Source organism: Shewanella sp. HL-SH2, from assembly GCF_051164935.1.
GTDB lineage: Bacteria > Pseudomonadota > Gammaproteobacteria > Enterobacterales > Shewanellaceae > Shewanella > Shewanella glacialimarina.
Genome location: NZ_CP195035.1, coordinates 2,692,224 through 2,706,271 on the forward strand (window position 1 = coordinate 2,692,224; position 14,048 = coordinate 2,706,271).

General features: G+C 39.2%; 13 protein-coding genes, 1 tRNA gene and 1 pseudogene. 9 read left to right on the forward strand and 6 right to left on the reverse strand.

Features of this window, described 5'->3' with window-relative positions; translation table 11 throughout:
• The 6 genes from ACRWP9_RS11670 (at position 1) to ttcA (ending at position 6,167) form a co-directional block, all read left to right on the forward strand.
• A complete protein-coding gene (locus ACRWP9_RS11670; protein ID WP_434926152.1) occupies positions 1-2,397 on the forward strand; it encodes a heavy metal translocating P-type ATPase in 2,397 nt (798 codons plus the stop codon).
• Positions 2,394-2,615 (forward strand): cbb3-type cytochrome oxidase assembly protein CcoS, encoded by a 222-nt coding sequence (gene ccoS / locus ACRWP9_RS11675; protein WP_434926153.1) that lies wholly within the window; start codon positions 2,394-2,396, stop codon positions 2,613-2,615. Before ACRWP9_RS11670 ends, ccoS begins: the two co-directional genes overlap by 4 nt.
• A complete protein-coding gene (locus ACRWP9_RS11680) occupies positions 2,612-3,298 on the forward strand; it encodes a sulfite exporter TauE/SafE family protein (RefSeq protein ID WP_434926154.1) in 687 nt (228 codons plus the stop codon). The genes ccoS and ACRWP9_RS11680 overlap by 4 nt, the downstream gene beginning before the upstream one ends.
• A 58-nt stretch (positions 3,299-3,356) precedes the next feature.
• Entirely contained in the window at positions 3,357-4,109 is a 753-nt protein-coding gene (etrA, locus tag ACRWP9_RS11685) for an electron transport transcriptional regulator EtrA (protein WP_434926155.1), read from the forward strand.
• 97 nt (positions 4,110-4,206) lie between these two features.
• Positions 4,207-5,133: a universal stress protein UspE gene (gene uspE, locus ACRWP9_RS11690; protein WP_434926156.1), complete on the forward strand. Its 927-nt coding sequence runs from the start codon at positions 4,207-4,209 to the stop codon at positions 5,131-5,133.
• Positions 5,134-5,222: 89 nt separating this feature from the next.
• Positions 5,223-6,167 carry a tRNA 2-thiocytidine(32) synthetase TtcA gene (gene ttcA, locus ACRWP9_RS11695; protein WP_434926157.1) on the forward strand — a complete coding sequence of 315 codons (945 nt, stop codon included), beginning with the start codon at positions 5,223-5,225 and terminating at the stop codon, positions 6,165-6,167.
• Between the two features lie 143 nt (positions 6,168-6,310).
• On the opposite strand, the gene ACRWP9_RS11700 is transcribed toward ttcA, so the two are convergent.
• Entirely contained in the window at positions 6,311-6,946 is a 636-nt protein-coding gene (locus tag ACRWP9_RS11700; protein WP_434926158.1) for a DUF2987 domain-containing protein, read from the reverse strand.
• Positions 6,947-7,100: 154 nt separating this feature from the next.
• Between ACRWP9_RS11700 and yvcK the strand changes: the two genes are divergently transcribed.
• Positions 7,101-8,042 (forward strand): uridine diphosphate-N-acetylglucosamine-binding protein YvcK, encoded by a 942-nt coding sequence (gene yvcK, locus ACRWP9_RS11705; RefSeq protein WP_434926159.1) that lies wholly within the window; start codon positions 7,101-7,103, stop codon positions 8,040-8,042.
• Between the two features lie 43 nt (positions 8,043-8,085).
• Here yvcK and ACRWP9_RS11710 read toward each other — a convergent pair whose 3' ends face one another.
• From ACRWP9_RS11710 to dnaQ, 4 genes are all read right to left on the reverse strand, one after another.
• On the reverse strand, positions 8,086-9,279 hold the full coding sequence (locus ACRWP9_RS11710) for an amino acid aminotransferase (RefSeq protein ID WP_434926160.1): 1,194 nt from the start codon (positions 9,277-9,279) through the stop codon (positions 8,086-8,088).
• A 290-nt stretch (positions 9,280-9,569) separates the two neighbouring features.
• Positions 9,570-9,646 (reverse strand) — tRNA-Asp (locus ACRWP9_RS11715).
• 100 nt (positions 9,647-9,746) lie between these two features.
• Complete coding sequence (locus tag ACRWP9_RS11720; RefSeq protein ID WP_434926161.1) at positions 9,747-11,126, reverse strand: TIGR03503 family protein; 1,380 nt, start codon at positions 11,124-11,126, stop codon at positions 9,747-9,749.
• The gene (gene dnaQ / locus ACRWP9_RS11725) at positions 11,108-11,836 is read right to left on the reverse strand and encodes a DNA polymerase III subunit epsilon (RefSeq protein ID WP_434926162.1); all 729 of its coding nucleotides are present in this window, start codon (positions 11,834-11,836) and stop codon (positions 11,108-11,110) included. Before dnaQ ends, ACRWP9_RS11720 begins: the two co-directional genes overlap by 19 nt.
• Positions 11,837-11,907: 71 nt before the next feature.
• Here dnaQ and rnhA point away from each other — a divergent pair.
• Positions 11,908-12,380: pseudogene (rnhA, locus tag ACRWP9_RS11730) on the forward strand (ribonuclease HI).
• 10 nt (positions 12,381-12,390) lie between these two features.
• Here the strand turns inward: rnhA and ACRWP9_RS11735 are convergent.
• Positions 12,391-13,086 carry a class I SAM-dependent methyltransferase gene (locus ACRWP9_RS11735; protein ID WP_434929044.1) on the reverse strand — a complete coding sequence of 232 codons (696 nt, stop codon included), beginning with the start codon at positions 13,084-13,086 and terminating at the stop codon, positions 12,391-12,393.
• Between the two features lie 126 nt (positions 13,087-13,212).
• Here ACRWP9_RS11735 and gloB point away from each other — a divergent pair, with 126 nt between their 5' ends.
• Positions 13,213-13,998 (forward strand): hydroxyacylglutathione hydrolase, encoded by a 786-nt coding sequence (gene gloB / locus ACRWP9_RS11740; RefSeq protein ID WP_434929045.1) that lies wholly within the window; start codon positions 13,213-13,215, stop codon positions 13,996-13,998.
• Positions 13,999-14,048 lie beyond the last annotated feature (50 nt).

Consider the following 14,048-nt stretch of genomic DNA (forward strand, 5'->3'; position numbering starts at 1 on the left):
ATGACATCATGTTTTCATTGTAATGAACCGGTTTTAACCGCAGATAAATTCACCACACTCATTGATGGGCAAGTACAACTAATGTGCTGCCCAGGTTGTCAGGCCGTTTCTCAAGCGATTATCGATGCAGGATTAACTAACTATTATCGATTTAGAAGTGAGCCAGGCAATAAGCAAAGTGCGCTCATTCCCGAGGGATTAAATCAATTCAGTGCTTATGATTTACCCGAAGTACAGCAGGATTTAGTACACCAACAGGGTACCCTTAAAAGCCTATCTTTATCTATTGATGGTATAACATGCGCTGCGTGTGCCTGGCTAATTGAGCATAAAGTTAAAACCTTATCAGGTGTTGCCAGCATTAATGTTAACTCAACTACTCAACGCGCCATAGTAACATGGCATGCTGACGATGTTGAGTTAAGTCACATACTAAAACAAATCAGCGACATTGGTTATCAGGCGGCACCTTATCAAGTTGATGACCAAGAAAACCTCAGTAAAGCAGAAAGCAGAAAATTTTTGCTGCGTTTAGGTTTAGCAGGTTTTGCAACCATGCAGGTCATGATGTTTGCCCTCGCCTTATATTCAGGCTATTTTTCAGCTTTAGATGTGGAACTTAGGGATTACTTTCGCTGGGTAAGCATGATATTTGCCGCTCCGGTAGTATTCTACTCTGCACAGCCTTTTTATTTTAGCGCTATTCGCAGCCTACTGTTAGGTAAATTGAACATGGACTTATCTGTGTCCATTGCCATTGCAGGTGCTTATATAGCAAGTTGCATTGCAACGGTTAATGGTAATGGCGAAGTGTATTTTGAATCTGTTTCTATGTTTACCTTCTTTTTGTTATTGGGGCGCTACTTCGAGCAGCAAGCAAAACAAAAAGCATCTGTTAGCTCAAGTAACTTACATAAGCTGGTACCTGTCACTGCACATGTTATGCAAGATGGACAAGCAATAGAGGTTGCAGCAAAAAGACTTAAAGTGGGCGATATTATATTAGTTCGCCCTGGCGATATTGTTGCGGCAGACGGTATCATTACTAAAGGTTTATCAAGTCTTAATGAATCTATGCTCACAGGTGAGCAAATGCCGGTGTTAAAGCAAACTAATCAGCAGGTTTATGCAGGAACAATAAATGTTGACCAGCCAATTGAAGTTGAAGTGACTGCATTAGGCCAAGATCAATTAGTTGCTGAAATTATTCGATTACAAGAGTTTGCCTCTAATAATAAGCCTAACATTGCCTTATTAGCAGATAGATTAGCCCGTTATTTTTCGGCCACTATTTTAACTATTGCTACCTTTACCTATTTTATTTGGCTACAAATTTCGCCTGAAGATGCATTTTGGGTGACCCTATCTGTTTTAGTGGCTACTTGCCCATGTGCACTTGCTCTAGCTACGCCAACTGCAGTAACTTGTGCCACAGCAATTTTTACTAAATTAGGCATTATTACTCGAAAGTCCGGTGTATTTGAAAAACTGCCTAACATCAATCATGTTGTATTTGATAAAACAGGCACATTGACATGCGGTAAACTGTCGTTGGGCTCTGTGCAATTATTTGCAGATATTGATCAAAGTAGCGCTTTATCTTTAGCGGCTACATTAGAGCAAGGTTCATTGCACCCTATTGCGCAGGTGTTTATCCCTTACCACGATATTAATCAGGTTATTGATGACATACGTCATGAAGTAGGCCAAGGTGTTCAAGGGTATTTAAAAGGCAGGCCCATTAAGTTAGGGTCATTAGCTTTTTGTTTGCAAGCAACTGAACATCTGCCTAATCAGAAAAGTGTTGAGCATCAACATGTGTATTTAAGTATTGCTAATGCGTTGGTGGCTTCATTTGAATTAAACGATGACATTAGGCCTGACAGTCAAAAAGTGATTCAAACCTTAAAAGATCAATCTATTGGGGTAAGTATGGCGACAGGAGACAGCTCTGGTCATGCTAACTTCTTAGCCAAGCGGCTTAGTATTACTGATGTGCATTCAGGACTGAGCCCACAATCAAAGTTAGATTTAATTAACCAGTTACAGCAAACCAAACAAGTTGCCATGTTTGGTGATGGAATAAATGATGCTCCGGTTTTAGCTGGAGCGAATATTTCGGTTGCAATGGGAAGTGGCAGCGCAATAGCCAAAAACAGTGCCGATCTAATCTTGCTTGGCGACCACCTCTCCCGTTTCAATGACGCTATTACAGTATCAAAATATACCAATCGAATTATTAAACAAAACTTAGCGTGGGCTTTTGGGTATAATGTGATTATTTTACCGCTTGCGGTCACTGGACATGTGGTGCCTTATATTGCCGCTATCGGTATGTCGGTAAGTTCTATCATTGTTGTTAGTAACAGTTTACGACTGCTAAGGCTTAAATTATGACTATTATTTATGTATTAATCCCGATTGCGATGGTATTTGTATTAATTGCAGTGGGTGTATTTTTTTGGGCCGTTAAAAGTGAACAATTTGACGATCTGGACAGACAAAGTGTGTCAATTTTATTTGATGATGACAATCAGCAACAAGCTAAACAGCTCTCACATTCCGATAACGCCAAACATAAAGACAGTGATGAAAAACCAGAGACTCCTTTGTGATTGAATTTAACTTTGTCGGAGCTTTTTTAGTTGGCTTAATGGGTGCGGCACATTGTTTTGGTATGTGTGGTGGCTTGATAGGCGCCTTTTCAGCTAACCTTCCTAATCGTGCAGGTAATCAGCTGGCGAATCAGTTAAGTTTTTTGCTGAGTTATAATCTTGGGCGCATCACAAGCTATACCATTGCAGGAAGTATTGTTGGCGGTAGCACTGCAGCACTTGGCGCAATGTTTGCCGTGGACGACTACCTTTTATATTTGCGCTTTTTTGCCGGTATTATGATGATTATTACCGGTTTATACATTGCTCAAATTTGGTTTGGTATTGTTTATATTGAAAAAATAGGTAAAGGTTTATGGGCAGTAATACAACCTTTAACAAAGAAGGTTCTACCTATTCAGCACCCTAGCCAAGCCATTCTTGCGGGTATGGTTTGGGGCTGGTTACCCTGTGGTTTAGTTTACAGTACGTTGACTTGGTCAGTGGCTTCAGGCAGTGCACTTCAAGGTGGGCTTATTATGCTAGCTTTTGGCTTAGGCACCCTACCTGCATTGTTAACTGCAGGACTTGCAGCAAAAAAATTAGCAAATTGGGTACAGAGAAAATCGGTAAGAATCATAAGTGGCTTATTACTGATTGGTTTTGGTTTACAGACTATCTACGTCGCTATTTATCAACTTTAGTGGCTGGCCAATTTGATTTAGTTTACCATGATAATGTTGATATGATTTAGGAACCATTATGCCAAGTGATCAAAACAAAGTTCGCCGTCCAAATTCTGGAGGTAATGCTATTCATTGTCATGACTGTAGCATGTCGACACTTTGCATTCCTTTCACATTGAATGATTCAGAACTCGATAAACTGGATAATATTATCGAACGTAAAAAACCGGTTCAAAAAGGCGACCAAATTTTTAAATCCGGCGACAACTTACGGGCGCTATACGCTATTCGCTCCGGTACAATTAAAAGCTATACGATTACCGAACAAGGTGATGAACAAATTACCGGTTTTCATCTAGCGGGTGACGTTATTGGGTTTGATGGCATTCACTCGCAAATTCATCAAAGTTTTGCTCAAGCATTAGAAACATCTATGGTATGTGAAATTCCTTACGATACCTTAGATGAACTGTCAGGTGTTATGCCCAAATTACGCCAACAAATTATGCGTTTAATGAGCAGTGAAATCATGAGCGATCAAGAAATGATTTTATTGTTATCCAAGAAAAATGCTGAAGAACGTCTTGCGGCCTTTATTAATAATTTAGCCAATCGTTTTGGTAGTCGTGGTTTTTCACCTAAAGAATTTAGACTCACCATGACTCGTGGTGATATTGGTAATTATCTTGGTTTAACGGTTGAAACCATAAGCCGTTTATTAGGCCGTTTTCAAAAATCCGGTCTCATTGAAGTTAATGGTAAATACATTTCAATAGTGGATCATCAAGCATTAGGATTGCTGGCAGGACATGCGCGGATCGCCACTTAATGATGATTATTTGATCTAGTTCAAGTTATGTTAATGAGTAAAAGGTGATACTAATATATATTACTAACTCACTAAATTTAAAGGCTTTGGAGGTTATATGAAGGAATATAAAAAAATACTGGTTATTATTAACCCTACAACAGACCATCAAGCAGCACTAGACAGAGCCATTGAGCTAGCCTCAAAAAGCCAAGCTAAGATTACCGCTTTCTTATCTATTTTTGATTTCTCCTACGAAATGACTTCAATACTGTCAGCCCAAGAGAGAGAAGCCATGCGACAAGGTGTTATTGACCAACGCACCGCATGGCTAAATGAGCTAATTTTACAAACAAACAATCCTGATATTATTGATTGCCAGGTTGTTTGGCATAACCGCCCTTTCGAATCTGTCATTAATCATGCTATCGCTGGGGATTACGACTTAATTGTTAAAAGCACACACGCACATGACAAACTGAAGGCGGTTATTTTTACCCCGACAGATTGGCATCTTATGCGTAAAGCCCCGCAACCGGTATTAATGGTAAAAGAACACGCTTGGCCAGTTGCAGGAAAAATCCTCTGTGCCGTTAATGTCGCATCAGAAGATGAAGATCAGCAAAATTTAAACGGCAAGATTATCCGTTATGCACAAGACTTAGCGGTTAAGTTTTCCGCCGAAGTTCATCTGGTCAATGGCTATCCCGGTACGCCGGTTAACCTTGCTATTGAACTACCAGACTTTGATGCCAATGCCTATAACGACAGTCTTAGAGTCCAGCATGAAGAACGTGTTCGTTATATTGCCCAAGAATACAATATTGATTATGAAAATTGTCATGTTGAAGAAGGATTACCAGAGGATGTTATTCCAGAACTTGCTGAAAAACTGGATGCTGAATTAGTTATTTTAGGCACAGTTGGCCGTACTGGTTTTTCAGCCGCATTAATAGGTAATACTGCTGAACATGTTATTGATAGCTTAAATTGTGATTTATTAGCGCTCAAACCCGACGGTTACAAATCACCTTTAGCTGAATAACTCAGGCTATCTTTGAGTTCTACTTTACCCAGTAAGATATTACTGGAATAATACGCGCCCTGAAACACACAGTTACTGGGCGCATTTTTATGTCTGAAGTAGAACAACTCGATCAAGTTAAACAAAATATCACCCGTATGACCAAGCTGGAAAAACGCTTACGTAGCGAAGTTGGTAGTGCAATTGCCGACTACAACATGATTGAAGATGGTGATTTAGTCATGTGCTGCTTATCTGGCGGTAAAGACAGTTATGCCATGCTTGATATCTTAATTAAGCTTCAGAAACGAGCGCCAATTTCATTCAATATTGTTGCCGTCAATCTTGACCAAAAACAGCCCGGTTACCCAGAGCATGTTTTACCTGCCTACTTAGATAAATTAGGCATTGCGTATCATATCCTAGAAAAAGACACCTACTCTATCGTTAAAGATAAAATACCTGAAGGTAAAACCACCTGCTCTTTATGTTCTCGACTACGTCGTGGTACTTTGTACGGTTTTGCCCAGCGTATTGGCGCGACTAAAATTGCCCTGGGACATCATAGGGACGACATCATAGAAACATTATTTTTAAATATGTTCTATGGTGGAAGAATGAAAGCAATGCCACCTAAGTTACTTTCTGATGACGGTGCTAACATGGTGATTAGGCCTTTGGCGTACAGTCGTGAAAAAGATATCGCGGAATATGCAACTTTAAAAGAGTTTCCAATTATTCCGTGTAATCTATGTGGCTCACAGGAAAACTTAAAGCGCGGTGCGATAAAAGATATGCTTAACCTTTGGGATAAACAGTATCCAGGTAGAATTGAAACTATCTTTACCGCTATGCAAAATACTGCGCCGTCCCAAGGTGTTGATCGCGACCAATTTGATTTTCTAAGTTTACAACGCGATGCTGACGCCCCATTAAAAGGGGATGTTGCTGAGTCTGACTTACCCGCGTTTGATTTTCTAGATATTAGCAACAATGGGCATATCGATCTTGATGCTGCACAGCGCATTGATATTGTGACGACATTTAAACCATAAAAAATATTCACTTAATAAAAAGCCCTGTGAGTTCAGGGCTTTTTGTTTTTCTGATCTATGTTGCGTGCAATGATAGTCAGCTATATCCCATTGACCTGGCAATTCAATTCGGCAGCTATAAAAATAGCTAAACCATCATTATATTAATTAACCCAGGGGCTCACTACGCTTGGCTTTTCTGAAAATGTTAAATGTATCAAGGATGCAATCTTTTCACTGCTTAAGGTAAAGTGTTCATTGATCTGCTGAGTTTCGCCGTTCAACGTCATAATGATGGGTTTATCATTTGCAAACTCAAATGTTAAACCAGACAGTGGTTTTCTAAAGTACTTCATTGGAAAACCTTGTAAAGAATCAAGCAGACCATTCATGTCATTTAACACTAATTGCAATTGATTATTGCGATATTCGCTAAGAGCTTCACGTGCTCTAACCTGCATTGCTATACCGCACTGACTAGAGTCACCCTGCACTTCAATATTAATTAGGCCGCGATTTGACTTTAAATCTTCATTGAATGGAATATATATACGCTGCTCTTGAGTATACGTTAGCGGAAATGATTGCGACTCAGTAGTAATATTTCCTGAAATAATTTTACAATTATCTGATTTTGGAACACTAAATGCTAATTCAACATTCGGATAACTGCCTTTATTAACCCGCTTAAGTGGATTATAAAAACTATTATATTCTAACGAAACGGTGTCTGACATCACATTAAAGGCACTAAATGAACATAATGTGATCCCCAAAACAACTAACTTGCGCAACAACATATCAATAATCCTGTTTGGACAATAAACACCTATCAAATATGGTATAAAACACATGTTTATAGCGTGTCTTGTCGTAATGTATAATACAATCAATGAAAGCTTATTCTATCACACTCAATTGGTTAATTTCTCATGGAAAGAGACAAGTAATTATATGTTAAATCAACGTTTATCAAGCTATAACAAAGTCGTTGCTATCGGTGGCGGTCATGGATTGGGTCGCGTCCTTGCCTCGTTATCTTTTTTAGGTAATCGATTAACCGGCATTGTTGCCACAACAGATAATGGTGGTTCTACAGGACGTTTAAGACAAGACCAACAGACTATTGCATGGGGCGACTTACGAAATTGTCTGTCTCATTTAACCCCTCGCCCTTCATTAAGTGCCTGTCTTTTTGATCACCGTTTTACCGGCACCAATGAATTAAGTGGTCATAACTTAGGTAATGTTATTTTGCATGCCCTTGACCAACTTTGTGTTCGACCATTAGATGCGGTCAATTTAGTGCGTACCATACTTAAGATAAATACCTCTATTATTCCTATGTCCGAAGCCTCGACTCATTTAACGGCAATAATGGGTTGTGGTAAAAAGGTCATTGGAGAGCTTAATGTAGATGAAATGATAGAGGCACCTGTAGCATTAAGTTTAGAGCCGCAAGTTGAGGCTACCATTGAAGCATGCTTAGCCATTAAAGATGCTGATTTGATTATTCTCGGGCCTGGGAGCTTTTTGACCAGTATTCTGCCCCCCTTATTACTGCCAAAAGTTACGGAATATATTAGAGCATCGCAGGCTAAAGTCATCTTTATTGATAATTTAACGGATGAATATTCGGTAGCAAATCAATTTAGTATTGAAGAGAAAATTGGTTGGGTTAATCAAATTGTAGGCAAGGATATCATCAGTGATGTGATCCAACATTGTGATATAAAATCACCTGTTGTTACCACTAAAGTCTGTTCAGGCACTAAGGTTAACTTTCATCAGTTTAGTTTAGTCAGTTCACATCACAAAGGTTTACACGATAAACTAGCTTTAGGTGATGCTATTTGTAGTGTTAGTAGATTTAAAGCATTAAAAAGGACTGCTTAGCAGTCCCTTTCGTTTCATAACCCTATCGCGAAATTATTGGGTGTTATAAAACTTGTGCAATGGCTCGACATACTGAAGGCATGTTATCTTTGGTCAGTCCCGCAACACTGATACGACCCGAACCCACAATATAAATAGCAAATTCTTCACGTAGTCGATTGACTTGTTCTTTGCTTAAACCTGAAAAGCTAAACATACCATTTTGACGTGAAATAAAGCTAAAGTCCTGGGTCACCCCTTCAGCCTTTAAGCTCTCAACAAATAGTAGACGCATTTCTCCAATACGCACTCTCATCGCAGTTAACTCACTTTCCCACTCTTGACGTAAGTCAGCATCGGTCAAAATAGTGCTAACGATCAAACCACCGTGTGCAGGAGGGTTTGAATAGTTTGCACGAATAGTTCTTTTAATTTGGCTAAAACTGCGAGCTGCAGTAGCTTGATCCTGCGCGACTAATGTCACAGCACCAATACGTTCATTATACAATCCAAAGTTCTTTGAAAATGAATTAGCCACTAGTAACTCTGGCACAACAGCAGCAACGGCACGTAAGCCTTGCGCATCTTCCTCAATACCAGTACCAAAACCTTGGTATGCAAAATCAAATAAAGGTAATAATTCTTGTTCAAGACAAAGCTGCGCTATGACTTTCCACTGTTCAATGTTTAAATCAATACCTGTTGGGTTGTGACAACAACCGTGTAATAAAACGATGTCACCTTGTGCTGCTTCAGATAAGTCAGCAACCATAGCATCAAAATCCATGTCATGGGTTTCAGCTACATAATATTGATATTGCTTAACCGTCAAGCCGGCTGTTTCGAAAATATTTTGATGATTTGCCCAGGTTGGATTACTGACCCAAATGGTTTTAGATGTGGTGTTAGTTGATAAAAACTCAGCAGCAACACGTAATGCGCCTGTTCCACCCGGTGCTTGAGCGGTAACAACACGGTTATTAGTAACAAGTGAGCTGTTTTCACCAAACAATAATGTTTGCACTACTTTGTTGTAAGCCTCTACACCTTCAATTCCAAGGTAGTTTTTACTTTTCTCTACTTCTAAAAGCTTAGCTTCTGCTTTTTTTACCGATGTGAGTACTGGGGTTTGACCAGCCTCATCTTTATAAATACCAACACCTAAATTAACCTTATGGGCACGAGGGTCAGCTTTAAATGCATCGGTTAAACCTAAGATGGGATCAGCAGGAGCTTGGGATACTTGAGAGAAAATCATTACAACATTCCTAAAATAGTGACTTACATGATTGAGTACTGGGTGGTTTCGATATTTATACCACTGCTGTTCAGATCTGAGTAGTGAGATTTTTGAATGTTGAGATAAAAAACACACTTAAATGTGAATGCAGCAAAATAATGGTTAATTATTGCTAAATATGAAATCAATATGGCATATCAATATTATAGTTGAATCAAAGCCGCTTTTAAAAAACACCCCTGCTATAACAATAAACTTTGCAATGGGCATAAAAAAAGCCTCATCATTTGATGAGGCTTTCTCTAATTTGGCGGAGCGGACGGGACTCGAACCCGCGACCCCCGGCGTGACAGGCCGGTATTCTAACCAACTGAACTACCGCTCCAAATTCATTTTAATCTAACGTTGAGAATAATAAAGTTGTCTGTTTATGCCGTCAATAGATATTTATAACATTTTAATTTGATTAGCTAAAAAATAACCAATTAGTTTTTATCATCTGGTATTGTCAAATCAATATCATCGAGATCTAAATCTAAACTATCATCTTTTTTCTTTTTGCCAGTTTCAAGCTCTTCTTGCTGTAATCTAATCTCTGCAGCAGCTAACGCTTTTGAAAGAGCTTGCTTTTTACGCCAGATAATAAAGCCTATGATCCCGAGAAAAAACAATACCCCGTTTATCACTGCAATTAAAAAAACAGCATCTTCTTTAGCCTTTTCTTCTTCTGCCCTTGCGATAACAGCCGCTTTCTCGGCTAACTCTTCCGCACTTGGCGGTGGTGGCGGTGGCTCAACCAGATTAAAAAACATTTCAGGGATATTGAGCAGTATTTCTCGCCCACGAATAGTAGTACTCGCCACAGTTCCTTTTACACGGTAACTACCAAACGCTGAAACTGAAGGCAGAGATAACATATATTCAGGTGTTGGCACTCCCATTAATACCACGGGCACATGCAAACCAGCAGGACCAACAAGCTCAAATTGAATATGGGTTTGAGACAATAAGACTTCGGCTTCATTGACCAAAACCTCTAAATACCAGGTTCCAGTTAGTGGATCTTCTGGAGCAACCATTTTTACGTTTACAGGCTGCTTAGACAGTAAAAAAGGCATACTATATTCACGTTCAAATATGTTGTTTCTCGCTGTAACACTTAATACATAATGGCCTGACGGTTGTTCTAGGTTAGTGCTGCCAGTAAAAATGCCATCATCAGGTCGTTCATCTAAGTCTTCACCATTGTCTTTATATGCTCCAACTATAATAGTACCAGTGGCAAAATTATCATCAGTGGGTAAATGTTGGCTAGTAAACTTTGATGTCCACTCAATCATAAACTCTAAACCTGGCATCCGCATGGTTAAATCATCAGCGGTTAATCGTGCAAGGACTTTTAATCGCTCACCTTGGTATAAAGGTTGCGGCAATGGTTCAACATCAATGTTAATTTTGGATACTTTTTCAATAGTTGAACCGGGTAACACATCACCAAGCAATTGCCATGGACCTGGCGTTGGATTAGCTATTGAAATGATATCGCCAGTAATGCCATCTACCCATTTTACGGATTCAGGGTGTCTAGATGAGTACCATTTACTGCCATCTGGCTGCACGATAACCACGGGGGATGATCCATAATTACGTTGAACAATTAACGTAACCTGGTCAACTTTATGATCGATTCTGAACCTATTTTTCAGTTCCATCGCATAGGGTGCGGGCACATAATTACTCATTGTGGTTGAATTAGCGACAGCCGCATAGCTGCCTGTTGAAATAGACCAACAAAAGCTAGCAAGTATCGTTAACGTGTAAACACCCATTGATTTCATTAAGTGAATTATCCTCTCCAGAGGCATTTTCCTGATTTAGCAACTAAATCAAGTCTTTGTTCATGTAATACTATCTCATCGGCCGATGCGCGGATCACTTTAAGATTAAACGCATTTTGATCAATTCTTTTAATACCACCGGCCTCTTGTCCTGCTTTTTCACTGGATAAATTAAACTTGATCTGACCACCAGTCATAATCAAATAAACATCCGCTAAAATTTCAGCATCAAGTAATGCTCCATGATAGGTACGACGAGTATTATCAATACCATAACGACGACAAAGTGCATCTAGATTGTTTTTCTGACCTGGGTGTAAACGCTTAGCTATCGCTAACGAGTCGAGGATTTGACAGATATCTTTGGTTTTAGGACCGACTGGATTAAGTTTAGAAAACTCATGATCCATAAAGCTGACATCAAAGTTTGCGTTATGCGCAACAATTTCAGCCCCATCAATAAAGTTAATAAAATCCTGCGCTATTTGATGAAATCTAGGCTCACCCGCAACACGTTCATCGGTTATGCCGTGAACTTGAATGGCTTCGGGATCGATAGCTTGCCCGGGGTTAATATACTGATGATATATACGTCCCGTTAAGCGACGGTTTATCACCTCAACACAGCCTATTTCTATGATCCTGTGACCAATGTAAATTGGGCCGCCAGCTTGATTCATGCCAGTTGTTTCTGTATCGAGAATAATTTGTCGTGGTGCTGAAGAAATGATATTCATTTATTTAGTCATCTTAAGGTTATGAGTATACTAGCGCCAAAATGTTACTTAAAAGCAAGTGTATCAATTCAATGACTGAACTAAAACAACTTCATATTTATACCGATGGCTCTTGCCTTGGCAATCCAGGTCCTGGCGGTTATGGTGTCGTGATGATCTATAAGCAAAAGCAAAAAGAATTGTCTGCCGGATTTGAACTTACCACCAATAATAGGATGGAATTATTAGCGCCAATTGTAGCCTTAGAGTCACTTTTTGATGCTTGTAACATTATTTTGATAAGTGATAGTCAATATATGCGTAAAGGGATCACTCAGTGGATCCATGGCTGGAAGAAAAAAATTGGAAAACCTCAGCTAACGAACCAGTTAAAAATGTCGATTTATGGAAGCGTCTTGATGCTGCCAGTCAAAAACACAAAATTGACTGGCGTTGGGTGAAAGGACATTCTGGCCAAATTGAAAACGAGCGATGTGATGACTTAGCCAGAAATGCTGCTATGGGTAAAAATCTACAAAAAGATATTCATTATCAAGCCAGTTAACATCAACCCGCTATTTAACTCTTAATCCAGAGCGCCCAGCAGAAGGCGCGGTGGACCAATTAGGGGCTTTAATCTTTTGTTTATCGCGTATAGGTGTATAGGGTGAGTCAAGTTTTCGCGCCACAATCAAATACATACCGCCAGTACTAGGCAACCAGTTTTGAAGTCGGTTATGCCAGCCGAATTTACTAGGGTATTGGGTCAACAAATGGTGATACACCAAACGATCATCGGTTAATACTTGATAACCCAATAAGCCTAACCAATCTTTCACTCTTGATGGCATATAGAAATGACCACTCCAGGGCAATTGAGATTGATACTTTGGCATTAATTTACCAAAAAAAGCAGGACTAATAGGATTAAAGCCTGCGATGATAACATATCCTCCCGAGACAATTACCCTGTCCACTTCCCTGAGAATTTGATATGGGTCTGACTCATATTCAAGTAAGGCCGTCATGAGTACCGCATCAATACAATTTTGTTGTATGGGTAAGTGTTTTGGGCTGGCATTAATCGAAGCTTTTGGGTCTTGGTACACACTAAAATGATAGTTTATTTGGCAATGCAGGCTGTTAATAGCAGAGCTTAAAGGACCTAACTTCAATAAATGATAGCCAAATAGCCTTGGCCACCAGGCTTTAAGGGCTAAATTGATTTCAGATTCAATGTAATCACCGCATGCAAAATCCTGCCAAATCATGGGTGTTGTTGCGTCATTAACATCTGATCCATCTAGCAAATTGAACTCCTAAAAAGCGCATATTATTGAACAAAGTCGCTGATATGTTTACTCTATCAAAACGAATGATGAAACTCGAGAATGATAATGTATCAAATCCACCGTATTGCCGCCTTTAATGATAATTATATTTGGTTAATTCAATATAACTCAAACCATGCATATGTTGTTGATCCTGGTTGTGGCCAAAGTGTGATTGATTATCTTACAGCAAACAACATTCAGTTGGCCGGCATACTCATTACTCATCACCACCATGATCATACTGGTGGTATCAGATTATTACAAAGCTATTATCAAGATAAATTAACCGTTTTCGGCCCCTATAATGAGTCAATTACAGGATTGACTCAGCCGATAGAATTGACAGAACATCAAACTGATATACTACACATTAAAGATTGGAATACAGATATAAAGGTCATTAGTGTTCCCGGACACACTCGAGGACATATCGCCTATATTATGGATGATAATTTATTTTGTGGTGACACATTATTTAGCGGCGGATGCGGCCGATTGTTTGAGGGAACTGCACAGCAGATGTCACTTTCGCTGTCTATCTTGTCTCAATTACCAGATGCGACAAAAGTGTTTTGTGCCCACGAATATACCTTATCAAATCTGACTTTTGCTTCTGTTGTCATGCCTGATAATCAGGTTTTAACAGATTACTTTGCTGAAGTTAACGAATTAAGAAATGATGATAAACCCACTATTCCAAGCAGTATTGGTTTAGAAAAAAAGATCAATCCATTTCTTCAATGCGACGACTTAGCTATTAAAACAGCTGTTTCATTACATTTTAATACACAGATTAATGATGAAATTCAGGCGTTTAAAAACCTGAGACTATGGAAAGATGACTTTTAATCCTATATAAACAGAGTTTAATAAGACATTAAATATATTTTCTTTTACAA

Coding starts and splice junctions, on each gene's coding strand:
- gloB (WP_434929045.1), top strand. CDS start 13,213: ATGTATCAAATCCACCGTATTGCCGCCTTTAATGATAATTATATTTGG.
- etrA (WP_434926155.1), top strand. CDS start 3,357: ATGCCAAGTGATCAAAACAAAGTTCGCCGTCCAAATTCTGGAGGTAAT.
- ttcA (WP_434926157.1), top strand. CDS start 5,223: ATGTCTGAAGTAGAACAACTCGATCAAGTTAAACAAAATATCACCCGT.
- ACRWP9_RS11710 (WP_434926160.1), bottom strand. CDS start 9,279: ATGATTTTCTCTCAAGTATCCCAAGCTCCTGCTGATCCCATCTTAGGT.
- yvcK (WP_434926159.1), top strand. CDS start 7,101: ATGTTAAATCAACGTTTATCAAGCTATAACAAAGTCGTTGCTATCGGT.
- ACRWP9_RS11735 (WP_434929044.1), bottom strand. CDS start 13,086: ATGATTTGGCAGGATTTTGCATGCGGTGATTACATTGAATCTGAAATC.
- ACRWP9_RS11670 (WP_434926152.1), top strand. CDS start 1: ATGACATCATGTTTTCATTGTAATGAACCGGTTTTAACCGCAGATAAA.
- ACRWP9_RS11720 (WP_434926161.1), bottom strand. CDS start 11,126: ATGCCTCTGGAGAGGATAATTCACTTAATGAAATCAATGGGTGTTTAC.
- ccoS (WP_434926153.1), top strand. CDS start 2,394: ATGACTATTATTTATGTATTAATCCCGATTGCGATGGTATTTGTATTA.
- ACRWP9_RS11700 (WP_434926158.1), bottom strand. CDS start 6,946: ATGTTGTTGCGCAAGTTAGTTGTTTTGGGGATCACATTATGTTCATTT.
- dnaQ (WP_434926162.1), bottom strand. CDS start 11,836: ATGAATATCATTTCTTCAGCACCACGACAAATTATTCTCGATACAGAA.
- uspE (WP_434926156.1), top strand. CDS start 4,207: ATGAAGGAATATAAAAAAATACTGGTTATTATTAACCCTACAACAGAC.